Consider the following 22,724-nt stretch of genomic DNA (forward strand, 5'->3'; position numbering starts at 1 on the left):
TCTCGGATCAGGATTTCTGTATACCTCTCGTGAATAGAACAGTTATTTCTTCAAATCAATCATGATATCGTCCAATACCAACTCTTTGGGAGCATTTTTTGGTTTTGATGGGAAGGATGACACCTTTTCTTTACCATCTTCCGTTATGGTTACTTCCCCATGATTCTCTGAGGTGAAATTCCGTAACGACAAATGAGGAGTTGCAATCAGTTTCGTAGCATTCTGATCAATTTTTTGGAAGGTTTTACTCCAGCTCATATTATAAGAACCCAAACCCATTCCTCCGTTGCCTTGACCAGAGTAAACATTTCCTAAGTCATCTTTAATGGTCAATTCAACATAGACGTCATCCCACTTGTTTTTAACCAAGTCGGAAACTTCTTGATTGTAGTGAACGACAAATGACATCGGTGATATCGCGATTTTTTCAACGGAAACCTTTACTCCATATTGATCTACACTTTTATTGATGACCTTCTCGTTGCTTTCGGTTGCCTCTAAAGAGAAGGCAAAGTTCCAATTTCCTTTTATCTCTTTATGCTTGTCAGTAATACTAATGCTGTTTATATCCCAGTCTATATTTACCTTATCTTCTTTAAGATCTTCTAAATTACTAGCCGTTAATAAGCCTACATATTTTTTATCAGCTACTTTTGTAACTCCATCCGATCCTGCTTGGGCTTTCATCTCTTTTATATTCGGGCCGGGAATATAGAATGATCCATCCCCCAAATCTTCTTCGCTTTCAATAGTATAAGTGATGGTTACCGTTTTTCCGTCATAAATGGCGTCATTTATCGTGAAAGTAAGGCCATTGCTTTCTTCGGTAAGGCCAATTTCGTTGGAGTAGGCCTTATAATCACCGTAAAGACCCTTTCCAGTATTCTTGATATCATCATAGAGACCCGTTTTTCCATTACCTAAAAAGCTGAAAATATCTCCTATTAAAGGAATGCTTTTAGCAGAAGCGGTAAACGAGAATCCTATCGTTGCGGTGGATAATCCGAATATAATGGAAGCAGCCAGCACATTCTTCTGCCAGCGCTTCATTTTTTTCTTCTTGCTTATTGATTTTTTGAGTGATCTTTTGATTTTGGCTTTTTCTAGTTCGGTGACTTCCATTTCCTTAAATTCAGTTTCGTCTATGTCCATATCATTTAATAATTCATAAATATCCTTCATACGACGCTGCCTCCTAACTTAAGATTCGTAGCCTTTTGACTTAGCTTCTTTTTCCCTCTATAAATACGATTGTCTATTGATGCTTTGGTCAACCCGAGTTTTATCGATATATCCTCATTTTTCAAACCTAGATAGTACTTCATGATAAAAATATCCCGATCAACAGGTTCTAAGAGATTGATTAACTGAAGCAGTTCTTTTCTGTCTTCCAATATAATCAGTTCATCTTCTACAGATTTTTCTGAATCTACTTCTGTGTAACCTGACGTAAGCTCCATTTTCTTCATGGCTTTTCTGTAGTAATCAATCGCTTTAAACTTAGCGATCGCACAAATCCATTTTCTGAAATCTGTTTTATCCCCATGGAACTTTTTCGAATTGTTCCAGATTGAGAGAAAAATATCATTGATGCATTCCTCCAGAACACCGTCGTTCTTGAGTGGTGAGAGAACCTTATATGTGACCCCCTTGATTAGTGGCAAATAGGTATCCACTACAAATTCCAATGCCTCCTCTTCTTGGCGTTGCAGCCGCTCGATAAAATTTCCTTCAGTAGACTTCATGATCATGATTCCCCTCGTTTTTTTGTAAAAGCTTTTACAACTTATACAACGTATGTAAAAAGATTTATTCTCAACTATTTGTGGAGTTTTATGGAAATTAGTTGGTATGATGGGTTTATAGTATTTGGAATGATATGGTATTGAGGGTATCACGATTTGTCAGTATGTGACAGTGTTATCCAAATGACAGCATTAAACGATCAAAAATAGATTCTTTACTAAAGGCACATGCTTCCTGCTAAAAACTGTTGAATGAAAAAAAACTTTATCCATTTACAGGAAGGATAAGCCCTTGGTTTTCTTGAATGATAGGTAATACTTAGCGTTTTTGGAAAGGGATGAAGGAATGAAGGATATATACATTGATAGGCTTAATGAACAGGATGCACAAGAGTTATTTGCATTTGAATGCAATAATAGAAGGTTTTTCGAGCAGACGGTCCAAAGTCGGGGAGATGATTATTATAGCTTTGGAACGTTTGAAATCAGGCATAAGGAATTATTAAAAGAACAAGAAGATGCTATCTCCTCTTTTTATCTGATTAAGGATGGTTCAGGCATAATCGTCGGCAGGATTAATCTTGTGGATATCGACCCCATGAATGGTACGGCACATGTCGGATATAGAATTGGTGAAGCGTTTACGCAAAAAGGGATAGCGAACGAAGCTTTAAAGCTTTTGGTTAATCTTGCGCCGGAATTGAATTTGACTCAAATACATGCCATAACGACAAGCAGCAATTTGGCTTCTCAAAAGGTTTTAGGGAAAAACGGTTTTGAAAGGATTTCGATTAAAACGGAAAATAATGCGGATACCGGTCAAAAGGTAACACTCTACCATTTTAGTAAGAACCTATAAATCCACATTCCTCTATTAATAGACCGCATTCCCAAGAATAAAAATTGTGAAAAGATGGGGATGTATCGTGAAGTACCGAAGGGCAAGCGAGGATTGACCGCTTGACAATAGCAAAAAATTTAAGAGCTGTAGCGGCAATGAAGAAATAATCGCGAGATATTTTCCCGGCAAAAGGGTTCATTACTTAAAAGGAGAAAGGAGAATGTAATATGATAGAAGGTTTATATGAAGCCCATTTACCCGTTAAGAACCTGGCCATCTCAATCGATTTTTATAAGAAAATAGGCTTGAAACTAGCCTGGAGGGATGAAGATACTGCCTTCTTTTGGATAGAGGAAAACAAAAGCTGGGTCGGCCTATGGGAAGGGAAAGAATATCAAACTCCATACCACCCTTCACTAAGGCATATCGCCTTTCGGGTATCTTATGAAAATATGAAAAGTTCGTTAACTTGGCTTCAATCTCTAAAAATTGAAGTCGTCCCTTTTGGTAAAAGGACAACCATTGAACCTTTTGTGCGTCCGAACCAAGGAAACGCTTCCGTCTATTTTACTGATCCTGATGGCAATAGTCTGGAACTTATGTGTTTGGTAAAAGTCCCTGATGTATATAAGCATATGACCGAAAAACTTTCACTTGAAGAATGGGAAAAACTAAAGTCTATCTTATAGAAGAAAAAAGTCTACTAGTATGAAACGATTTTAGATAGGCAGAGCCAGTTTTTAAAGGAAGGTGTAAGTATTGCTCAGTCAATTAACGAATGACGATAGTATTCCTAACAATTTGCGTGCAGACTGTGAGTATTGTTTTGGTTTGTGCTGTGTAGCTTTGCCTTATGCAAAATCTGCTGATTTTGCCTTTGATAAAGATGGAGGTACACCATGTTCAAACCTGCAATCAGATTATCGTTGCGGCATTCATGAAAATCTCAGAGCAAAAGGATTTAGGGGCTGCACGGTATATGAATGCTTTGGTGCCGGTCAAAAGGTATCCCAAATCACTTATGATGGAAACGATTGGAGAGACAACCCAGCGTCAGCAAAGGAAATGTTTGATGTATTTCCTATTATGCAACAACTTCATGAAATGCTTTGCTACTTAAATGAAGCACTGAATTTAGAAGATGCGAAACCACTTCATCGGGATTTGCAGGGTGCTTTTGAAGACATGGAATATCATACTAAGCAAAGTCCAAAATTTCTATTGGAACTAAATGTACCAGCCCATAGAGCGACCGTTAATGATTTACTTCTGCGCACAAGTGAACTGGTACGTGCAAAGTTTTCAATTAAGAAAAATCAAAAAAAACTGTACAAAATAGGCAGGGGCAGCGACCTTATCGGTGCAAAGTTAAGAGGTGCTAATCTTAGGGGAGCGAACTTAAGAGGAGCTTTGTTTATTGCATCTGACCTCAGGGAAGCTGACATGAGAGTGACTGACCTTATCGGCGCCGACTTTAGGGACGCTGATTTAAGCGGTGCCGATCTCACCGGAAGTTTCTTTATCACACAAGCACAAGTTAACTCGGCCAAAGGCGATATGCATACAAAATTACCGCCTTCTTTAAGCATTCCCGATCATTGGAGAAAAAAAGTGTAGCTAAGATCGGAGCCAACTTTCATGCAGAGCAAATGCTTCATTCACGAGTAAAATGCGAAAATTCACGAGTAAATGGCCAAAACTTACGAGTAAAAGCGTCAAATTCACGAGTAAATGGCTCAAACTCACGAGTAAAAGGCCGAAACTCACGAGTAAAAGGCCAAAACTCACGAGTAAAAGGCCGAAATTCACGAGTAAAGCCCAATTCACGAGTAAAATGCGAAAATTCACGAGTAAAAGGCCCAAACTCACGAGTAAAGCCCAATTCACGAGTAAAATGCGAAAATTCACGAGTAAAAGCGTCAAATTCACGAGTAAAAGGCTCAAACTCACGAGTAAAAGGCCAAAACTCACGAGTAAAAAGGGAATGTTAATGTGTGAACTCTGACTATCATGCGATTCTTCATTAGGAAGGATCGTCTTTTCAAGTTAGGCGGAAATTTTTCATTTTTTTATTTGACTCTCACGTTGCGTAATACCTTACAGTAAATGATATCGAAAGGAGGTAGGAAGCAGTGGCAATGAAAGTGAAAGAACTAGCCGGTTTAGTTGGCATTAGTGTGCGGACACTGCATTATTATGATGAGATCGGGTTATTATCGCCAGAGGAGACAACCGATTCCGGTTATCGCCTTTATTCGGATGAAAATCTTGAGATGTTGCAGCAAATCCTGTTTTTCAGGGAACTCGACATGCCCTTAAAGGAAATTAAACAAATGATAAGCAGTACTTCGTTTGATAAACAAGAAGCGTTAAGGCAGCATCAAAAAATGTTACTGGAGAAACGCAGTCAACTCGATAAATTAATTAACACGGTCGATAAATCGATTAAGCATATGAAAGGGGAAATTCAAATGACGGATAAAGAAAAATTTGAAGGGTTTGATTTCAGTCAGAATCCTTATGAAGAAGAAGCCCGAGAGCGTTGGGGGGATAAAGCTGTCGATGAATCGAAGGCTAAAGTGGCGGGTATGTCCAAAGATGCACAGAAAATTGTATCGGATATTTATATAAAACTTGCGTCAATCCGTACTGCCTCGCCCGAGTCGGAGGAGGCACAAAAAGCAATTAAAGAATGGTATGACTGTTTGAACAATAACTTCGGAACATACTCGCCGGAAGCTTTCAAAGGTTTAGGTCAAATGTACGTGGATGATCAACGCTTCACCAAAAATATCGACCAATATGGGGATGGTTTAGCAAAATTCATGTGTAATGCGATGGGGCACTTTGCTGACGCTAACAAAAATTAAATCCCGAAATTGGGAAATTTCATGGAAGGTTGCTGCGGCAACCTTCTAATTTTGAGTAAGGCAATATCCAACCCCTATGGCCTGTACCCATATGAAAAACTGAATATGAACATGAATAGTAAAAAAAGGGCCAATGATGGAATGAAACTAACGATCACCCATCCCTTCGCTTCCTTACTTTTCACACTTGTGAACCATTTAAAATAGATGAACAGGAGTATTATTAAAAAGGACCATAAATAATAACCAGTCATAGTGTCAACCCACGCTGAATTTTTATCCCAGTAAGCGTCAGGTACAGGAGTGATATTCTCGTACTGTTTATCAATTTTATTTTTAGTGGTAATGAAGAGATAGGAAATGACAGAGTAATAAACGGCAATGGCGGCTTTTACCCACCAAGGTAAGAATCGATTGGAAATCACTATTAAAAAGAGGATGGCCAGAAAAATGAATAATTCGATATATAGCTCCAAAATAAAAACACCTCCATTTTATATAGTATAATGAATATGTAAAAATTCCCATTATATTATTGTAGACTGCGAGGTACTGATTAAAATGGAACTTTGGAAAATGAGTCAAAAGATATCGGAGCTAAGCGATGTGATTCCTTCTTATTTTTTTAGTCTAGTCTCCTCCTGTCTATCGCTTTCCACAGTGTGGGTTATTTTTAGCGGGGGTTCCTGGGGGGGACTTGGTATTATCGTGTTTTCTTTTTATGTGGTTATTCCTTATTTATTATTTGCTGTTCCGGTACAGGTCCTTTTCAATAAACATCCTAAAAAATTCAGTTTACTTTATTGTTGCCTTTATATTTTTTTCTCTTTGCTGGCTGTATTCATTTATATTTCGGTGCTTAATTTTGACATCAGTATGGAAGTTTTAACTACAAAGAATTACTATGCAATAAGCCTTTCTGCGGCACTGATTTTTTGGTTTTGGGACTCAGTCTTTTTACAAAAAAAGAGGTCTGCATCATAAAAGGGACCAAAGAAATGGTCCCTTTCCGATATTATTTCTTTAGCATGTTCACGATTTCTTTAGCTTTTTCTAATTGGACTCCTTCAATGATACTGTTATTTTTTCGAACAGCCGTACCGAAATGATAGTGACCGGTATGCAATTCGGAATGGATCGATAGGATATTATCCTTATTTAAGCCGCTTCCCACCAATATCGCTATGTCGCCGCAGACTCTTTTCATTTGTTGAATGGTTTGCATGCGGCTGGGCAAATCCCCATGTCCACCGGAAGTCAATATCGTTGTGATTCCTGGATATTGTCCTAGCATTTCAGCTGAAAGGACTGGGTCGTTTGTGTCATCGATGGCTCGGTGGAATGTAATCTCCAAATCTTCACATACCGTCAATAGTTCTTCGAGGTATGGTCGATGGATTTCATTTTTTTCATTTAATGCACCCAATACGACCCCGTTCGCTCCCAGTGATCGAATGATTTGGATATCTTTTTTCATGATTTCCAAATCATTTTGAGTATAACAAAACGATTGGCTATGAGGCCTGACCATAACGTTGACTGGTATCTTTACCGAATTGACGACAGCTTCTATCAGGGCGTGGCTGGGAGTTAATCCCCCCTCGGCTAAAGCACTGACAAGCTCGATTCGGTCTGCGCCCGATTTCTCGATTAAAAGGGCATCTTCTATGGTTGTGGCAATGAATTCAATATACATTGGATTTTTCCTTTCCTGCATGCAAGTGTTATAAGAATAGTATGTATAAGATTATTAAATCCATTAAGAATGGTAAAGTCAATCTTAATAGATACACTGTCCTCCCTATCTTTCCTCGATTGAAATTTCTTTATATCTCATATTATGAAACGAAATGAACATTCAAACGTATAAAAAAAAGAATATATTCAATGGTATATTTGAAAGTGGAATGTTTGGCGGGGGAATTAAATGAAAATCATCATGACGGAGGTTATTTAATTGGATAAAGAAAGTAAGGAAATAAAGAAATCGAAGTTTTACAAAGTAGGGATGGGATTCCTGATCATTTCCCTTCTCACTTGGATCATTCCTGTAATAGCTCCTTTTACGCCTTTTTCGACTGGCGTTAAAGCGGGGGTCATAACAGGTGCAATCGTCTTTGCGGAAGTCATGTTTTGGGCGGGCGCGCTTTTGGTTGGGAAAGAGGTGGCTGCTAAATATAAAGGTTATTTAAACCCGAAAAATTGGAAAAAAGAAAAAGGGTGAAGCAGTTTTTTATAAAAAGGCTAGGAGTGAGGCTCCATGGAAACCGAGTTGTTGAAAGTATTCGATTCCGATCACATTCAAATCGGCGTGGCTCCGCGTGAGGAAGTACATAGATTGGGGCATTGGCATGAGGTTTTCCATTGCTGGTTTGCAAGTTCGGAAGCCGGAGTGGATTACCTATATCTTCAGCGTCGTTGTGCGATGAAAAAAGATTATCCGAATCTATTGGATATAACGGCTGCCGGTCATTTACTGGCTCATGAATCGGTATACGACGGAGTCAGGGAGATTAAAGAAGAAATAGGCATTGACGTTTCCTTTGACGAGTTGGTTCCATTAGGGATTATTGAATACCATCAAACGAAAGAAGATTTCATCGACAAGGAACTGGCAAACGTCTTTCTATATGAAAGTGCACATTGCTTCGATGATTTCACCCTGCAGCCAGAAGAGGTTTCCGGGATGGTGAAGGTAGTACTGAATGACTTCGAAGAGCTTTGGACCGAAGCGAAGGACAAAGTGAATATTAAGGGATTCGAAATGAATCAAGAAGGCCGTAGGATGATGATCGATCGATTTGTTGGACGAGATGAGCTCGTGCCGCATGATCTTTCCTATTATGAAAGCATCATTAGATTGATCAGAGAAAACTTATCGAAGGCTTCAGGTTCTGGCCTTGCTAAATGAAAATAAAGCCCCGACAAAATGATTCGAGTTTTGTTGGGGCTTTTCTCTATTTTAAAAAACATTAAGTACATCGACCTGTGTCTTTTCCCCGTTCAACTATAGCCTATTGGCCCGTTTTGTCTCAAACGCGACATTCATATGTCCTTAGTTGTTCCCGGATTTGTCGTGAATTGTTCATAGGCATAATGAATTTGTCCCGTGGTGATTCAGTTGATAAAGCGAGACATATCAGACGTATAAATGATGGCAGGGTTCAAGTTAAAGGAGGTTTTCTGTAAATTTTCATGAACTAGGGAATTTATCACTTGTAAGAATATTACAAAATTGTAAGATGAACAGTGTATGAATTTTGTTAAGGGGATGAGTGAAATAATGAAAAAAATGGTTCTATGTATTTCATTTTTTGTAGCTTTTTTAGTCCTTTTTGGCTCCCTTGATTTTTTTGCCAGCAAAGCATCAGCAGAAACACACACCTATGATGGAAAAAGTCCTTACTATAATAGTTGTGCAAATAGCGCAGTCACGAAGAAGTCAGTGAAAATTTATGCCAACGGTGCTTCTGCCAATTTGGAGTTGAAATTCAGCACAACTTGCAAAACGGCTTGGGCAAAGATCACTTTAAGCAGACCGGCTAAAGCAGATGGGGAGGCAACGGCATTGGTTGTCCGAAATACTGATAATAAACAATTTAGCTGTGCATCTCCTGGAGGAAATGGTGAAATAAATAAAGGTCAAACGACATGCTATACACCTATGGTATATGATTTAGATCCTCGAAAAGCTCAAGCAGTTGCATACTGGCCATATACGGCAGGCGAAACTGGCTGGTATTAATGAAAAAGGAAAGCCTTCATCTATTTTTATGAAAAAGGAAGGATGAATGAATTGAATAAAAAGCTTAAAATGATAGGTTTATCCATGGCAATGACCTTGTCGATGTTTCTTGTCGATTTTGGATTTGGAAAAAATCAGGCCCTGGCCGAAACACATACTTATGATGGCAAAAGCCCTAACTATGATAGTTGTGCAAGTTCGGCGGTAACGAAGGATAAAAAATGGATCGATTCCAATTCGTACGTAGAATTGAAATTCAGCACTGTCTGTAAAACCGCCTGGGCAAAAGTGACCGTAACACGCCCCGCCGTATATAACCATGAAGCGGATGCCAGGATCGTCCGAAGTACTGATGGTAAGGCCTATACATGCGCCAGTTCCGGGGGCAATGGTGTTGTGAATATCGGGCAGACCTCTTGCTATACACCAATGGTATATGATTTAGACCCGCGCAAAGCACAGGGCCAAGGGATACATGCGATTCCTAATAGTGATGCATATAAAAAAGCGGTGACCATCTGGTACTAAGAAACAAAGGCGCAAAAAAAGCATCCGCATGATCGGATGCTTTTTTTGGCGGTCCGATTGAACTCACGCCTTATTCATTCATCACCGCTTTTTGTGCTTCCAATTCAAGTAGATATTGTTTCATCTCCGTACCCCCTCGGTAACCGGTGATGGCCCCGTTTTTCCCGATTACCCGATGACATGGCACCGTGATCAGAACAGGATTGGCACCAATGGCCGTTCCGACCGCCCGAACAGCGGAAGGTCTTTTGATCACTTGGGCAATGTCGGAATAGGAACAGGTTTTGCCATAGGGTATTTGATTCAGCGCTGCCCAAATTTCTTGTTGAAAGGGCGTACCTTTTACATCTGCTGGAAGAGAGAAAGTCTGCCTGGTTCCTTCGAAATATTCTAGGAGTTCTTGTAGATAGGGTGTTAACTCTTCTTCATTTTCAACAAGGCTCGCCATTGGAAAGCGTTTTTGTAGCCAAGCCTTCAGGTCTTCATACGATTGACCAGGAGAGCCTACATAGCAAAGTCCTTTTTCCGTCTTGGCAATATATAATTGCCACTTATCATAATGCAGTATGGCCCATTCAATGGTTTGTTCTTTAACATTCTTCATCTTGTTCACGCTCCTTCGCTTGAGTCTTGAGATAAGCTTTCCGATATCCTGAAGGGGTATTCCCCATTTTCCTTTTGAATAGCGTCAGGAAATAGGGTGTGCTTGAGAACCCGACAGCCAAGCCTATTTCAGTTATTGGCTGTTCGGAGTTTTCAAGGAGCCTCATTGCTTTTTCAAGGCGAAGCCGTTGAATGTATTCAGTGGGCGATATCCCCTTCACACGCTTGAATGATCGTTGTAAATGATAGGGGCTGCCGTGGGAAATATCCGCCAATCTGTTCAATGTAAGGGGTTCTCTGTAATGTGTGTCGATCCATTCGGCTATTTGGTCAACCCATTCTTCTGTCGGCAAATTCAGTCCTTCCGGTTTACATCGTTTACAAGGGCGGAAATCTTCTTCCAAAGCCATCATGGCATTTTTGAAAATCTTCACGTTTTCCTTATTAGGCACCCTGGATTTACAGGAAGGCCTGCAAAAAATGCCTGTCGTTTTTACCCCATATAAAAAATGATCATCATATGCTGCATCGCAATCAATAATGGCTTTCCAATATTCATTCGGGAAATCTGCTTTTTTCGGATTCAACACATTCACCTCTTCTTTTAGTATACAAGAAAGGGTTGATATACAAACATTTTGATAATATAAAAGCAAGATAACGTAATTATCAATTAGTGGAAAGTTAGTGGAGAAGACTATTGGTCTGTTAAAATAAGGGAGTTGAATGAAAAAGAAAAGAGCAAGATAACGTATCCATTTTTCATTACAATAAAGCTAAAGGAGGGGCAGAATGAAAGAGACATTATCAATGGACGAAGGCATGGCTGAATTGAGAATACGTGCACCAAAAGAGTTTAGTTTTTCGGAAAACCTTAAATACTTATCAAGATCCTCCAATGAATGTCTGTTCGAAATTGTTGATCAAAAAATTTATCGTGCACTTGTTGTCGAAAACGAGACACTTTTAGTAGAAATCAGTGCGATGAATGAAACCGAGCTGATCATTCGATTTCCAGGGCGAACTGCACCGATGGATAATCAGGTAAAGGATGCTGTTTCCCAATATATTCGTCACTGGTTCGATCTTGAGACGAATCTTCTTCCTTTTTATGAGCTGGCACAAAATGACCCTTTATTGCAAAAGCCGGTAAGCCAATTCTTCGGTTTAAGAAATATAGGCATCCCTGATTTATTTGAAGCGATTGCCTGGGGAATACTTGGACAGCAGATTAACTTGACTTATGCCTATACCTTGAAACGGAGGCTTGTGGAGGGGTTTGGTGATTTTGTTGAATTCGAAGGAAAGCAATATTGGTTGTTTCCAAAGCCTGATGTAATCGCGAAATTGACGGTCGATGATTTTGCCGATTTGAGGATGACGGTGAAGAAGTGTGAATATTTAATAGGTGTTGCGCAACTGATTGCAGAAGGGGAACTTACAAAAGAAAAGCTGTTGAATGCAAAGGATGTAAAGAAGGCTGAAAAGATGCTGACCAAAATACGGGGTATCGGTCCGTGGACAGCGAACTATGTCTTGATGCGCTGTTTGCGTTTTCCCGCAGCCTTTCCCATCGATGACGTCGGGCTGCATAATTCCATGAAACTGGTCATGGAAACGGAAGCAAAACCAACGAAAGCGGAAATCCTGAAACTATCGGAAGCATGGGCCGATTGGGAATCCTATGCGACCTTCTATTTATGGAGATTGCTATATTGAATTAGTATATATTTCAACAACGGAGATAAAACTGTGGATTTCGTCGATATATCTCTAAATTCGGAGATAAAACTGTGGATTTCGTCGATATATTTCAACTTTCGGAGATAAACCTGTAGGTTCCGTCGATATATCTCTAAATTCGGAGATAAAACTTTAGATTACGTCGATATATTTCAATGTTCGGAGATAAAACTGCAGGTTTCGTCGATATATTTCTACTTTCGGAGATAAAACTGTAGATTACGTCGATATATCTCTAAATTCGGAGATAAACCTGCAGGCTTCGTTGATATATTTCAATGTTCGGAGATAAAACTATAGATTACGTCGATATATTCCAATTTTCGGAGATAAAACTGTGGATTTCGTCGATATATTTCAATTTTCGGAGATAAAACTGTAGATTTCGTCGATATATCTCTAAATTCGGAGATAAAACTGTAGATTACGTCGATATATTTCAATTTCGGAGATAAAACTGCATGCTTCGTCGATATATTTCTACTTTCGGATATAAACCTGCAGGTTCCGTCGATATATTTCAATGTTCGGAGATAAACCTGCAGGTTCCGTCGATATATTTCAACTTTCGGAGACAAAACTGCAGGTTCCGTCGATATATTTCAATTTTCGGAGATAAAACTGTAGGTTCCGTCGATATATTTCTACTTTCGGAGATAAAACTGTGGATTTCGTCGATATATTTCAATTTTCGGAGATAAACCTGTAGGTTCCGTCGATATATTTCTACTTTCGGAGATAAACCTGCAGGTTCCGTCGATATATTTCTACTTTCGGAGATAAAACTGTAGGTTCCGTCGATATATTTCTAAATTCGGAGATAAACCTCGCCTCAATTTCCAGGGCCACCGCCGGGTTTGCAAGCACCAACGGATCCCCCACCGAGCTTTATCCCTCAACAACAATCGGCTTCAACATTTGCTGTAGATCCAGGGGCCATTTCGTTTTGTGCGAGTTTCTGGTATTATCCCATTTTTGTCGGTCCGCGATCTGTTGCAGGCTTCAGATGGAACGGCAGGTTCTGGGGCATTGATACAAGACAAATCAATTCTTTTACCTGTTTTTGAAAATGCTCAAAGGGGATGTTTCCTTTGAGCATTTTAGGGTGATGATCATAGAAATTTATTTCGCTTTTTACATAATGAAATAAACGCCAACTACGGTTAGTAATCACAATGTTCAATATTTAATAGAAATGGTAAAATCATTATGCTCCTATAAAATTTAGTGAATGAATATGAAAAAAGAGGATGCTGTTGAATATGAGGAAAAAAGTATCGCTGGAAACCAAGATTCTCGGGTTGGTCTTATCGTTGAGCCTGTTTTTGATTCTCTTATTGACGACTTCTTTTTCCTATATGGAAGGAAGGCAAATAGTGAAGGATAAAGGTCAATTGGCGTTGGAACTTTCAAAGACGATTAGCTTCATGCCTACAGTTACAGAGGCCTTTGAAACGGATGATCCCGCCGGCATAATCCAGCCGATTGCCGAAAAGATTCGCAGGGAAACAGGGGCTGAGTTCATCGTTGTCGGGAATAAAGAGGGCATTCGCTATTCCCATCCGCTGGCTTCCGAAATTGGGAAACGGATGGAAGGCGGAGATAATAGCAGGGCCATTCGGGATGGTGAATATTATGTTTCCGAAGCGGCAGGATCACTTGGTCTATCCATTCGGGGAAAGTCACCGGTATTCAATAAGGATGGAAAAATAATTGGTATCGTCTCGGTCGGTTTTTTAGTGGAAGATGTCCGCGCCCAGATTTTCAAGGATTTGTCCAAAGAGATGATTGTATCTTTAGTGGCCATCATGATATCGATCATTGGCAGTTATATGCTTGCAAGGAGCATACGTAAAGATACATTGGGGCTGGAACCATTTGAAATCGCCAATTTATATAAAGAAAAAAATGCAGTACTTCAATCGGTGAAAGAAGGAATTCTGGCCATTGACCATAAAGGGTTGATTACATCGATGAATCAGCCGGCGAAAAAATTGCTGGATATTAAAGAGTCCGTACGCGATTTGAACGTGGATGGCCTATTTCCTTCGAAATATTTATTCGAGGTGTTGAAGTCCGGTGAACCGCAAGTGGATAAGGAGATTTCATGGAAAGATAAATCCGTTATTGTGAATTGTACGCCAATCTTTGATTGTGAACGGGTAAGCGGTGTTGTCGCTTCGTTCCGTGATCGAACGGAAATTGAGGAAATGGTCAACACATTATCGGAAGTGAAGATGCATTCAGAGGATTTAAGGGCTCAAACCCATGAGTTTACCAATAAACTATATGTTCTATCAGGATTGATACAATTAGGGGAATATGATGAAGCGATAGATATGATTCAAAGCGAAACCTCCGAATTGCATTCCCTGAACCGTGTCGTGTTCGAACAGATAAAGGATACAAAGGTACAAGCCCTGTTGCTTGGTAAGATAGGGAAAGCATCGGAAAAGAAAATAATCTTTGAAATAGACTCACAAAGTTACCTAGAGAAACTTCCGGATCATATAAAATTGTCACAACTAACATTGATTCTGGGGAACATTATCGATAATGCACTTGAAGCGGTTTCAGGAATGGAGGAGCCACTTGTGAAATTTTTCGCCACCGATATCGGAAATGATATGGTATTTGAAGTGAGTGATAACGGAAAAGGAATACCGGAGGATGCTATCGCCCATATTTTCGATCGGGGTTTCACATCGAAAAAGAATGAAAGTCCGAGTGGGTATGGTCTTTCGAATGCTGATCGTGTCGTAAAAGAGCTGGGCGGCATCATCGAAGTTCAAAGCGAGGGTGAAAACACCATATTCACCGTGTATCTTCCTAAAGAACAGTGAGGAGGGAAAGAATGCTGAAGATAAGAGCAGTCATCGCAGAAGATGATTTTCGAGTAGCGGATATCCATGAAAAATTCTTGAAAAACTTTGATGAAATAGAAGTGGTCGGAAAAGCTGTCAATGCAAAAAAGACGCTTCGGATTTTGGAGCAAAAAAGCCCTGATTTGCTTTTGCTTGATGTATATATGCCAGATCAGCTTGGAACAGATCTTCTTCCGGATATAAGGCGGAAATTCCCAAATCTGGATATCATCATGATTACCGCGGCAACGGATAAAGAACAACTTGAAAAGTCGCTTCACTACGGAGTAGAGAATTATTTAATAAAACCAGTTGAAATGAAGCGCTTCAACCAAGTAATCGAAGAGTATCTTAAGAAAGCCCATCTGATGAAATCCAAACAAGAAATAGACCAGGATTTTGTTGATCTCATTTTGAAAAAGGGAACTGCCGCTTCGGAAACGAACGATGGGCCCGCTTTACCGAAAGGGGTCGACGAAATCACTTTGACGAAAGTGATCGAGGTACTTGAAGCAAGCGATATCGGTTTGTCGGCTGAGCAAGTGAGCGGACAAATCGGCGCTTCCAGGACAACCGCGAGACGCTATCTGGAATACTTGATATCAGTAAAGAAATGTAAAGCAGAAGTCGTATACGGGGTAGTGGGAAGACCTGAGCGGAGATATTATAAAATTCAATAGAATTAAGTGAGAGACACCTTCAAGATTGGAGGTGTCTTTTTTAGGCTGTTTTCACATACTTTGTTGCTATTTACCAGGTAGTGAGTTGTGGCTGATTTCCCCTCCAGATGCTCGCTTTCCTCGGGGCGGGCGGTGAGCCTCCTCGGCGTAAACGCCTGTGGGGTCTCACCTTTCTCGCTGCTCCTGCAGGAGTCTCGCACTTCCGCTCCAATCAACCTTAAATAGTTTCGTTTTAAAAACAACAATCTTTACGAAAAGAGCCTTTTTTTATGATGCATCGTTTGAAAGATTATGAAAAAAGCAATATATGTCAAAAAAACGATATGTTAATCTGTTATCCTTTTCTTAAGGAGGTTCGGAAATGAGATATAGCCCCATCATCCAAAAAACGATTGAATATATAGAGAATAGCTTACAAGACGAATTATCCTTGGAGAACATCGCACGGTTCGCAGGTTTTTCGAAGTTTCATTATCATCGTATTTTTCACAAGGAGGTTGGCGTGACCGTATCGGAATATATTCGGTATCGAAGAATTGCCAATGCAGCTAACATGCTGCTTTATACCGATGAAAAAATAATCGATATTGCTTTATATTACCGCTTTGAAACACAGGAATCCTTTACTCGTTCATTCAAGAAATATTATGACCTGCCGCCAGGGCAATATCGGAAACTCGTAAGTAAACTAACCTTGCAAAAGGAGGAAATGACGATGAAAAACGAACAATTATTAAAAGGCTGGAATTTAAGTGGGAGTCATCCATTCAATTATCAAATGGGAATTGACCGGGAGACATTCCATAAAGGCCAGGCATCAGGATTCCTGAAATCCGTCACTGCCGAATCCAAGGAGGAATTTGCTACGATGATGCAGCAATTCAAGGCGGAAAATTACCTTTGTAAAAGAATGAAACTGTCGGGTTTTTTAAAATCAAAAGATGTTGATGGATTTTGTGGTTTATGGATGAGGGTGGATAATGCGCTCCAGGATGTTTTGCAATTCGACAATATGGGGAATCGGCCCATCGTCAACGATACGGAATGGAACCATTATTATATTGTCCTGGATGTGCCCGAAAACAGTGCCATCATTTCATTCGGGGTCCTTCTTACAGGGCGCGGCCAAGTATGGATCGATGAACTGGAATTCGAGGAAGTCAGTATCGATACACCAACGACCAATATAGATTACGGCTGTGACCTTTTGGACGGACCGGAAAATTTATCATTTGAAGAATAGATGCGCGGATCATTTGCTCGAATATTCGCTTATTTCCTTAAAGAACGCGCCATTCAACCCGGGGAGTGGCGTTCGGTTCCTCCTCGAAAAATCGCTTCCGTGAACACAATGAACACAATTGACAAAATAGTTTTAAAACACAATAAATTGAAAACGCTTACAGATGAAGCGTTTTCATATACAATTTATCTTATTAGAAGATAGGAGTGATAGATATGCTCGCTTTATTAGGATATTTAATGATAGTAGTGTTTATGATTTTAATTATGACAGGGCGACTTTCAGCCATGATTGCTTTGATTGCAGTACCAAGTGCCTTTGCACTTATTGGCGGGTTTGGCGGTAAAATGGGTGAGATGGCGTTGGAAGGGATCAAAGGTGTAGCGCCAACTGGGATCATGATTTTATTTGCGATTCTTTTCTTTGGCATTTTGATCGATGCTGGGGTTTTCGATCCAATCATCAATACGATCCTTAGGCTAGTAAAAGGAGATCCAGTCAAAATTGCCATCGGCACGGCCGTCCTGGCCTTGCTCATTTCCTTGGATGGAGATGGTACGACTACATATATGATAACGATTTCTGCCATGCTTCCGCTATATAAACGGATTGGAATGAGACCGCTTGTATTGGCCGGTATTGCCGTTTCGTCATCTGGTGTAATGAATCTTCTTCCATGGGGAGGCCCTACAGCACGGGTTATGACCGCTTTGAAACTTGAAATGTCCGATGTTTTCACCCCTGTCATTCCTGCGATGATTGGCGGAGTCCTATTCGTCCTTTTCATGGCATATTGCCTGGGTAAAAAAGAAAGAAAGAGAATTGGAATCATAGAGGTCGATTATCATGTTGTTGCACAGCATGCCGCAGCAACGGAAGATGCTTATCTTAAGCGTCCTAAATTGATCATATTCAATTACGCATTGACTCTTACCTTGCTGGTGGCGCTAATAATGGAACTTATGCCTTCAGCGGTTCTGTTCATGATAGGTTTTGCCATTGCCATTACGGTTAATTATCCGAAACTCAGTGATCAAAAAGAACGTGTTGCAAACTATGCGGACAATGCTTTATCTGTCGTTTCGATGATTTTTGCGGCAGGTGTCTTTACTGGGATCCTTGCCGGTACGGAAATGGTGGATGCCATGGCAAACTCTTTGATTCAGCACATTCCAGATCAAATGGGTGCACATTTTGCCGTAATTACAGCCATCATCTCAGCACCTTTCACGTTCTTCATGTCTAATGACGCATTTTATTATGGAGTACTCCCATTACTTGCTAAAGCGGGAGCTGCTTATGGAATTGACCCTGCTTTGATTGGTAGAGCTTCTCTTTTAGGATTGCCTGTCCATCTATTAAGCCCGCTTGTTCCATCTACTTATCTATTGATTGGAATGGTAGGGGAAGATTTCGGGGCATTGCAGCGCACTTTCCTGAAATGGGCATGCGGATCGACGCTTGTCATGATAGTGGTAGCAGTCCTATTGGGAATCATCCCACTATAAGAAAGATCATATCCCAATTTTGAAAAGAGTCCCATTCGTAAAGATGCGAATGGGACTCTTTTATTCATTTTCCGATAAACATCATAAGCTGAATAAATCTGGAAAACTGAGATACATTATGTTTGTCTTCCCTTTCGCGACAAAGTTAGCTTTTTGTTTTATTGAATGCGGAAGGTACGTACCTTAAGATTAATGAAACGATATTAATATGAAGGGAAGAGAGCAAAATGGCTCACTTTAATATAAAGGTTGCCGTTCAAAAATTCGGTAACTTTCTAAGTTCAATGGTCATGCCGAATATATCCGCTTTCATAGCATGGGGGTTAATCACTGCCCTATTCATACCATCTGGTTTCCTGCCAAATGAAAGCCTTGCCAAAATGGTTACACCAATGGTTACGTTTTTACTGCCGCTTTTAATTGGTTATACAGGCGGTAAGCTAATCCATGACCATAGAGGTGGCGTAGTTGGTGCCATTGCGACAATGGGTGTCATCGTTGGTTCTGACATCCCGATGTTCCTTGGTGCAATGATAATGGGACCGTTCGGCGGTTATGCCATCAAGAAATTCGATCAACTGATTGAAGGGAAAATAAAAGCCGGCTTTGAAATGCTTGTAAATAATTTCTCGGCGGGGATACTTGGGGGCTTATTATCCATTCTATCCTTCTTGGCCATCGGGCCTGCTGTAGACGTATTTACAGGATGGCTTGTAGCAGGAGTCGATTGGCTTGTCGGTACAGGTTTACTGCCTTTGACAAGTATACTGATCGAGCCTGCCAAGGTATTGTTCTTGAACAATGCCATTAATCATGGTGTACTATCACCAATCGGTGTAGAGCAAGTAAAACAAACAGGGTCTTCCATCTTGTTCCTCCTGGAATCTAATCCTGGTCCAGGTATTGGCGTACTGCTTGCCTATTGCTTTTTTGGAAAAGGAACTGCGAAGAAATCGGCGCCGGGAGCTGCCATCATTCATTTCTTCGGCGGTATCCATGAAATTTATTTCCCTTATATCCTAATGAAACCGATGTTATTCTTAGCGGTCATTCTTGGAGGCATGAGTGGAGTTTTCACTTTGGTGCTTTTAGGCGGAGGATTGTTCGCTCCAGCTTCTCCAGGAAGCATACTTGCCATTACAGCAGTAACTCCGCATAATGCGGGCGCATATATTGCTAACTTTGCAGGCGTGATCGTAGCCGCCCTTGTTTCATTCATCGTCGGTGCATTCGTCTTGAAAACAGGAAAGCAATCTGAAGAGAATATTGAAGATGCCGCGAAAAAAATGCAAGAAATGAAAGGCAAGAAAAGCTCTGTTGCTGATGTATTCGCTTCAGAACCGGGAACGATGCCGACAAACGTCAGCAAAATAATATTTGCCTGTGACGCTGGGATGGGATCAAGTGCGATGGGAGCTTCGCTGCTTCGCAAGAAGGTGAAGGAAGCCGGATTGAATATTACCGTGACCAATACAGCGATCTCGAACATTCCTGCTGATGCACAAATCGTCATAACACAGGAAGAGTTAACTCCAAGGGCACAGAATAAAGTGCCGAATGCTTATCATGTATCCGTCGATAATTTCCTATCGAGCCCTGAATACGATTCATTGCTTGCACGTCTTCAGGATGACGGCGTTGATGAGCTGCATGAAATCGTCGAAGATGCTGAAGAGAAGGTTCCCGGTGTTCGTGAACATTCAATTGAACCTGGCATCGATGCAGGTGAAGAAGATGCACCGGATGATAATGATCTGCTTCGCGAAGAAAACGTCTTCCTTAATCAACAATTCGCCAATAAGGAAGAAGCGATCCGCTTTGCGGGAAGAGCTTTGGTCAATGCAGGATACGTTAAGGAAAGCTATATTGAAGCAATGATTGCCCGTGATGAATTGACTTCAACCTATATGGGGAATGATGTAGCCATTCCGCACGGAACCGAGGAAGCGAAGAAAGATGTCCTTAAATCTGGATTTACCGTTCTACAAATTCCTGATGGTGTTGACTTTGACGGCCAAAAGGCACGATTGATATTCGGCATTGCCGGCAAGGACGGAACACATCTTGAAATTCTATCTGGCATTGCGGTTACCTGCTCTGAGATGGAGAATATCGAAAAGATGGTTAAAGCCACATCAGCCAGGGAATTGATGGATATTATAGATGTCGGAAATAATTAAATAAACTTAACCAAGAATAGAAAAGCGTTTTACGCTTTTCTATTCAGTATTTTCTCGTGTTACTCCACCAGAAATGAGTTGGTAGCATGTATATTACTTCAAGGGAAAAATCAATCATAGAATTGATCATAAAAACTTCCGGGAAACATACGGCCATTTCCATTGCGACACAACTGAATGTGAGTGTCCGGACTGTTCAACGTGATCTGAAGTCCATAGAAAAAATCCTGCAATCATTTGAGTTGCATTTAACACGCAATACGCATGAGGGACTGACCATAGACGGGAAGAATGAACAAGTCTTTCGGCTTGTACAGCATCTGATGGGAAATCATCCAATCGATCAAACGCCAAAAGAAAGAAAGTTGCATCTCCTGTTAGCTTTACTGCAGGAAGAATCATATAAAACTCAAGTTCTTGCGGGGGATCTCGGTATAAGCATTACGACTCTTACAACCTATTTGGACGAACTGACTGAATGGTTAAAGAATTTTAATATCGTGATTACGAGAAAAAGGGGAGTCGGAATAGAGCTTGCCGGCACTGAAGAAAATAAACGGAAAGCCCAAGCAGCCTATTTTTTGCACTTTTTTAATGAAGAGCTGATTGAAAGTTTATTTTTGTTGCAAGAAGGAAAATTCCCAGAAGCGAAAATCCTCGACTATTTCGATCCCGAATATCTTCTGGCTATCGATGGGGTGCTGTTTTCCACTTTTAACAGTGTCCATTCTCGTTTGGCGGATAGCGGGTATATAGGGTTAATAGTACATATTTATGTAACCCTGCAAAGGAATGAAAGCCAATTTTTTTTGGAGAAGGACTTCAAGAAAATAAGGGAACTTTCCGATGAGAATAATCTCATGAATAAAATAGGCAAGGAACTCAGCACCATGCTGGAAGTCTCTTTTACCATCGATGATATAAGCTACCTGGCAGCCATCCTTAAAGGTTCCAAGCTTCATGCGGCTGATGCCGTTCCATATGACAGTGTGGTATTAGGCCAGCTGATAAGGAACCTGATAAAAGATGTTTCGGCACAACTGCAAATCGATTTGACCAAGGATTTCCCATTGTATCAAGGGCTCCTTGCCCATATGGAACCGTCACTTTTCCGGATCAAACAGGAAATGGGATTGTACAACCCCTTAACCGAAGATATTAAACGAAAGTATCCGGTTCTCTTTTTGGCAGTGAAGACAAGTCTGGAAAAAGGATTCAAAGAAATAAAAGAATTTCCTGAAGATGAAATAGCCTTCATCGTCCTGCATTTCGGATCTGCATTAGTGCTGCGGGAGGAAGAAATATCAATAAGGGCACTCATCGTTTGCCCGACAGGTATCGGCACGTCGAAGATGCTTGCAAGCCGGATCAAAAAAGAAATCATCGAAATCGAGACTGTAGAAATCAAGACGATCAAAGACATCCAGCAGCAGGGCAGCCTGAAAAACTATGATGTGATTATTTCTACCGTTCGTCTTCCGTATATCGATATGGATTATATCCTCGTATCCCCTCTTTTGAGTGAAGAGAATATATTGAACATCAGGAATTATTTAAGGAAGAATATCGAAAACTTCACGAAGAATAAGCGTTATGGCAGTCATTCAGCCCATAGCCTGCCAAAAAAAGAGGATGGCGAATTGAAAGAAGTGCTGCAGGAATTGAAAGATGCCCAGCAGAGCATCGAGTCAATCATGGATAATTTCCGGTTTTATCGGCTGCCGCATCTTAAAGGACATCCAGAAATCATCGAAGAAATGGTCAGGATGGCTGAAAATGAATCACTGCTAATGGGTGCGGATGATGTAATCGAATCCTTGAACGAACGGGAAAAAAAAGGTGGTTTAGGCATTCCTGGCACTGGAATGGGCCTTTTCCATACGAGACACAAGAATGTGAAAGAACTGATATTCCAGGTGGCCCACCTGGAGGAATATCGTCTGGTCAAAGGTATGGATGGAAATGACGTCCATATGAAAAATTTACTGCTGATGCTGGCACCTGAAGAATTGAGTGTGAAGCAGCAGGAAATCGTCAGCTTAATAAGCTCAAGCTTAATTGAAAGCAATGAATCCATCATGATTTTTTCATCTTCGGACGAGGAAATGATTAACAGAAGGCTGGAAGCCGTATTTTTGGACTATTTATATACTAACTTGATAAAGGGATGATTG

The 22,724-nt window shown here is 40.5% G+C and carries 24 protein-coding genes and 1 pseudogene; 17 read left to right on the forward strand and 8 right to left on the reverse strand.

Annotated elements, in window-relative coordinates; all coding sequences use genetic code 11:
* Positions 1–42 precede the first annotated feature (42 nt).
* Both AC1DVK_RS15315 and AC1DVK_RS15320 read right to left on the reverse strand, forming a co-directional pair.
* Positions 43–1,182 carry a DUF4179 domain-containing protein gene (locus AC1DVK_RS15315; RefSeq protein WP_089363813.1) on the reverse strand — a complete coding sequence of 380 codons (1,140 nt, stop codon included), beginning with the start codon at positions 1,180–1,182 and terminating at the stop codon, positions 43–45.
* Positions 1,179–1,745, reverse strand: a complete 567-nt coding sequence (locus AC1DVK_RS15320; protein ID WP_477626822.1) for a sigma-70 family RNA polymerase sigma factor — start codon at positions 1,743–1,745, stop codon at positions 1,179–1,181. The genes AC1DVK_RS15315 and AC1DVK_RS15320 overlap by 4 nt, the downstream gene beginning before the upstream one ends.
* A 346-nt stretch (positions 1,746–2,091) precedes the next feature.
* Here AC1DVK_RS15320 and AC1DVK_RS15325 point away from each other — a divergent pair, with 346 nt between their 5' ends.
* From AC1DVK_RS15325 to AC1DVK_RS15335, 3 genes are all read left to right on the forward strand, one after another.
* Complete coding sequence (locus AC1DVK_RS15325) at positions 2,092–2,604, forward strand: GNAT family N-acetyltransferase (protein WP_477626823.1); 513 nt, start codon at positions 2,092–2,094, stop codon at positions 2,602–2,604.
* Positions 2,605–2,813: 209 nt separating this feature from the next.
* Complete coding sequence (locus AC1DVK_RS15330) at positions 2,814–3,275, forward strand: VOC family protein (RefSeq protein WP_477626824.1); 462 nt, start codon at positions 2,814–2,816, stop codon at positions 3,273–3,275.
* Positions 3,276–3,345: 70 nt separating this feature from the next.
* On the forward strand, positions 3,346–4,203 hold the full coding sequence (locus AC1DVK_RS15335) for a pentapeptide repeat-containing protein (protein ID WP_477626825.1): 858 nt from the start codon (positions 3,346–3,348) through the stop codon (positions 4,201–4,203).
* 37 nt (positions 4,204–4,240) lie between these two features.
* Here the strand turns inward: AC1DVK_RS15335 and AC1DVK_RS15340 are convergent, their stop codons facing one another.
* Positions 4,241–4,468: a hypothetical protein gene (locus AC1DVK_RS15340; RefSeq protein WP_477626826.1), complete on the reverse strand. Its 228-nt coding sequence runs from the start codon at positions 4,466–4,468 to the stop codon at positions 4,241–4,243.
* Positions 4,469–4,718: 250 nt separating this feature from the next.
* Here AC1DVK_RS15340 and AC1DVK_RS15345 point away from each other — a divergent pair, with 250 nt between their 5' ends.
* Positions 4,719–5,456 (forward strand): MerR family transcriptional regulator, encoded by a 738-nt coding sequence (locus AC1DVK_RS15345; protein WP_477626827.1) that lies wholly within the window; start codon positions 4,719–4,721, stop codon positions 5,454–5,456.
* Between the two features lie 74 nt (positions 5,457–5,530).
* On the opposite strand, the gene AC1DVK_RS15350 is transcribed toward AC1DVK_RS15345, so the two are convergent.
* Positions 5,531–5,932: a hypothetical protein gene (locus AC1DVK_RS15350; protein ID WP_410863038.1), complete on the reverse strand. Its 402-nt coding sequence runs from the start codon at positions 5,930–5,932 to the stop codon at positions 5,531–5,533.
* A gap of 85 nt (positions 5,933–6,017) precedes the next feature.
* Between AC1DVK_RS15350 and AC1DVK_RS15355 the strand changes: the two genes are divergently transcribed.
* On the forward strand, positions 6,018–6,440 hold the full coding sequence (locus tag AC1DVK_RS15355; RefSeq protein ID WP_477626828.1) for a UPF0715 family protein: 423 nt from the start codon (positions 6,018–6,020) through the stop codon (positions 6,438–6,440).
* A gap of 31 nt (positions 6,441–6,471) precedes the next feature.
* Here AC1DVK_RS15355 and AC1DVK_RS15360 read toward each other — a convergent pair whose 3' ends face one another.
* Positions 6,472–7,152 carry a copper homeostasis protein CutC gene (locus tag AC1DVK_RS15360; protein ID WP_410863034.1) on the reverse strand — a complete coding sequence of 227 codons (681 nt, stop codon included), beginning with the start codon at positions 7,150–7,152 and terminating at the stop codon, positions 6,472–6,474.
* 261 nt (positions 7,153–7,413) lie between these two features.
* Between AC1DVK_RS15360 and AC1DVK_RS15365 the strand changes: the two genes are divergently transcribed.
* The 4 genes from AC1DVK_RS15365 to AC1DVK_RS15380 all read left to right on the forward strand — a co-directional run bounded on the left by AC1DVK_RS15365 (position 7,414) and on the right by AC1DVK_RS15380 (position 9,729).
* A complete protein-coding gene (locus AC1DVK_RS15365) occupies positions 7,414–7,680 on the forward strand; it encodes a transporter suffix domain-containing protein (protein WP_250211696.1) in 267 nt (88 codons plus the stop codon).
* Between the two features lie 36 nt (positions 7,681–7,716).
* Entirely contained in the window at positions 7,717–8,367 is a 651-nt protein-coding gene (locus AC1DVK_RS15370) for an NUDIX hydrolase (protein WP_089363803.1), read from the forward strand.
* A 372-nt stretch (positions 8,368–8,739) separates the two neighbouring features.
* Positions 8,740–9,201 (forward strand): DUF2690 domain-containing protein, encoded by a 462-nt coding sequence (locus AC1DVK_RS15375; RefSeq protein WP_375166209.1) that lies wholly within the window; start codon positions 8,740–8,742, stop codon positions 9,199–9,201.
* An 84-nt stretch (positions 9,202–9,285) separates the two neighbouring features.
* Positions 9,286–9,729: a DUF2690 domain-containing protein gene (locus AC1DVK_RS15380; RefSeq protein WP_477626850.1), complete on the forward strand. Its 444-nt coding sequence runs from the start codon at positions 9,286–9,288 to the stop codon at positions 9,727–9,729.
* Positions 9,730–9,799: 70 nt separating this feature from the next.
* Here AC1DVK_RS15380 and AC1DVK_RS15385 read toward each other — a convergent pair whose 3' ends face one another.
* The gene (locus tag AC1DVK_RS15385) at positions 9,800–10,333 is read right to left on the reverse strand and encodes a methylated-DNA--[protein]-cysteine S-methyltransferase (protein ID WP_410863032.1); all 534 of its coding nucleotides are present in this window, start codon (positions 10,331–10,333) and stop codon (positions 9,800–9,802) included.
* A complete protein-coding gene (locus tag AC1DVK_RS15390) occupies positions 10,320–10,919 on the reverse strand; it encodes a bifunctional transcriptional activator/DNA repair enzyme AdaA (RefSeq protein WP_289319822.1) in 600 nt (199 codons plus the stop codon). Before AC1DVK_RS15390 ends, AC1DVK_RS15385 begins: the two co-directional genes overlap by 14 nt.
* Positions 10,920–11,124: 205 nt before the next feature.
* On the opposite strand from AC1DVK_RS15390, the gene AC1DVK_RS15395 reads away from it, so the two are divergent.
* From AC1DVK_RS15395 to AC1DVK_RS15410, 4 genes and pseudogenes are all read left to right on the forward strand, one after another.
* Entirely contained in the window at positions 11,125–12,051 is a 927-nt protein-coding gene (locus AC1DVK_RS15395; RefSeq protein ID WP_410863031.1) for a DNA-3-methyladenine glycosylase family protein, read from the forward strand.
* 854 nt (positions 12,052–12,905) lie between these two features.
* Positions 12,906–13,142, forward strand: a pseudogene (locus AC1DVK_RS15400) (collagen-like protein); the annotation flags it as partial.
* 195 nt (positions 13,143–13,337) lie between these two features.
* Complete coding sequence (locus AC1DVK_RS15405; RefSeq protein ID WP_410863030.1) at positions 13,338–14,918, forward strand: ATP-binding protein; 1,581 nt, start codon at positions 13,338–13,340, stop codon at positions 14,916–14,918.
* An 11-nt stretch (positions 14,919–14,929) separates the two neighbouring features.
* A complete protein-coding gene (locus AC1DVK_RS15410) occupies positions 14,930–15,619 on the forward strand; it encodes a response regulator (RefSeq protein ID WP_477626829.1) in 690 nt (229 codons plus the stop codon).
* Positions 15,620–15,621: 2 nt separating this feature from the next.
* On the opposite strand, the gene AC1DVK_RS15415 is transcribed toward AC1DVK_RS15410, so the two are convergent.
* A complete protein-coding gene (locus AC1DVK_RS15415; protein WP_477626830.1) occupies positions 15,622–15,861 on the reverse strand; it encodes a hypothetical protein in 240 nt (79 codons plus the stop codon).
* A 119-nt stretch (positions 15,862–15,980) separates the two neighbouring features.
* Here AC1DVK_RS15415 and AC1DVK_RS15420 point away from each other — a divergent pair, with 119 nt between their 5' ends.
* The 4 genes from AC1DVK_RS15420 (at position 15,981) to AC1DVK_RS15435 (ending at position 22,721) form a co-directional block, all read left to right on the forward strand.
* Complete coding sequence (locus tag AC1DVK_RS15420; RefSeq protein WP_477626831.1) at positions 15,981–16,862, forward strand: helix-turn-helix transcriptional regulator; 882 nt, start codon at positions 15,981–15,983, stop codon at positions 16,860–16,862.
* 215 nt (positions 16,863–17,077) lie between these two features.
* On the forward strand, positions 17,078–18,370 hold the full coding sequence (locus tag AC1DVK_RS15425) for a CitMHS family transporter (RefSeq protein WP_318685248.1): 1,293 nt from the start codon (positions 17,078–17,080) through the stop codon (positions 18,368–18,370).
* 227 nt (positions 18,371–18,597) lie between these two features.
* Complete coding sequence (locus AC1DVK_RS15430; RefSeq protein WP_477626832.1) at positions 18,598–20,550, forward strand: PTS mannitol transporter subunit IICBA; 1,953 nt, start codon at positions 18,598–18,600, stop codon at positions 20,548–20,550.
* 86 nt (positions 20,551–20,636) lie between these two features.
* The gene (locus AC1DVK_RS15435; protein WP_477626833.1) at positions 20,637–22,721 is read left to right on the forward strand and encodes a BglG family transcription antiterminator; all 2,085 of its coding nucleotides are present in this window, start codon (positions 20,637–20,639) and stop codon (positions 22,719–22,721) included.
* The last annotated feature ends 3 nt before the right edge of the window (positions 22,722–22,724 follow it).

Source organism: Peribacillus sp. P4_B1, from assembly GCF_056402395.1.

Excerpts from the sequence above, each read along its gene's own strand:
- AC1DVK_RS15315 (WP_089363813.1), bottom strand. The coding sequence starts at position 1,182 with ATGAAGGATATTTATGAATTATTAAATGATATGGACATAGACGAAACT.
- AC1DVK_RS15320 (WP_477626822.1), bottom strand. The coding sequence starts at position 1,745 with ATGAAGTCTACTGAAGGAAATTTTATCGAGCGGCTGCAACGCCAAGAA.
- AC1DVK_RS15325 (WP_477626823.1), top strand. The coding sequence starts at position 2,092 with ATGAAGGATATATACATTGATAGGCTTAATGAACAGGATGCACAAGAG.
- AC1DVK_RS15330 (WP_477626824.1), top strand. The coding sequence starts at position 2,814 with ATGATAGAAGGTTTATATGAAGCCCATTTACCCGTTAAGAACCTGGCC.
- AC1DVK_RS15355 (WP_477626828.1), top strand. The coding sequence starts at position 6,018 with ATGGAACTTTGGAAAATGAGTCAAAAGATATCGGAGCTAAGCGATGTG.
- AC1DVK_RS15360 (WP_410863034.1), bottom strand. The coding sequence starts at position 7,152 with ATGTATATTGAATTCATTGCCACAACCATAGAAGATGCCCTTTTAATC.
- AC1DVK_RS15370 (WP_089363803.1), top strand. The coding sequence starts at position 7,717 with ATGGAAACCGAGTTGTTGAAAGTATTCGATTCCGATCACATTCAAATC.
- AC1DVK_RS15375 (WP_375166209.1), top strand. The coding sequence starts at position 8,740 with ATGAAAAAAATGGTTCTATGTATTTCATTTTTTGTAGCTTTTTTAGTC.
- AC1DVK_RS15380 (WP_477626850.1), top strand. The coding sequence starts at position 9,286 with ATGGCAATGACCTTGTCGATGTTTCTTGTCGATTTTGGATTTGGAAAA.
- AC1DVK_RS15385 (WP_410863032.1), bottom strand. The coding sequence starts at position 10,333 with ATGAAGAATGTTAAAGAACAAACCATTGAATGGGCCATACTGCATTAT.
- AC1DVK_RS15395 (WP_410863031.1), top strand. The coding sequence starts at position 11,125 with ATGAAAGAGACATTATCAATGGACGAAGGCATGGCTGAATTGAGAATA.
- AC1DVK_RS15405 (WP_410863030.1), top strand. The coding sequence starts at position 13,338 with ATGAGGAAAAAAGTATCGCTGGAAACCAAGATTCTCGGGTTGGTCTTA.
- AC1DVK_RS15410 (WP_477626829.1), top strand. The coding sequence starts at position 14,930 with ATGCTGAAGATAAGAGCAGTCATCGCAGAAGATGATTTTCGAGTAGCG.
- AC1DVK_RS15420 (WP_477626831.1), top strand. The coding sequence starts at position 15,981 with ATGAGATATAGCCCCATCATCCAAAAAACGATTGAATATATAGAGAAT.
- AC1DVK_RS15425 (WP_318685248.1), top strand. The coding sequence starts at position 17,078 with ATGCTCGCTTTATTAGGATATTTAATGATAGTAGTGTTTATGATTTTA.
- AC1DVK_RS15430 (WP_477626832.1), top strand. The coding sequence starts at position 18,598 with ATGGCTCACTTTAATATAAAGGTTGCCGTTCAAAAATTCGGTAACTTT.
- AC1DVK_RS15435 (WP_477626833.1), top strand. The coding sequence starts at position 20,637 with ATGTATATTACTTCAAGGGAAAAATCAATCATAGAATTGATCATAAAA.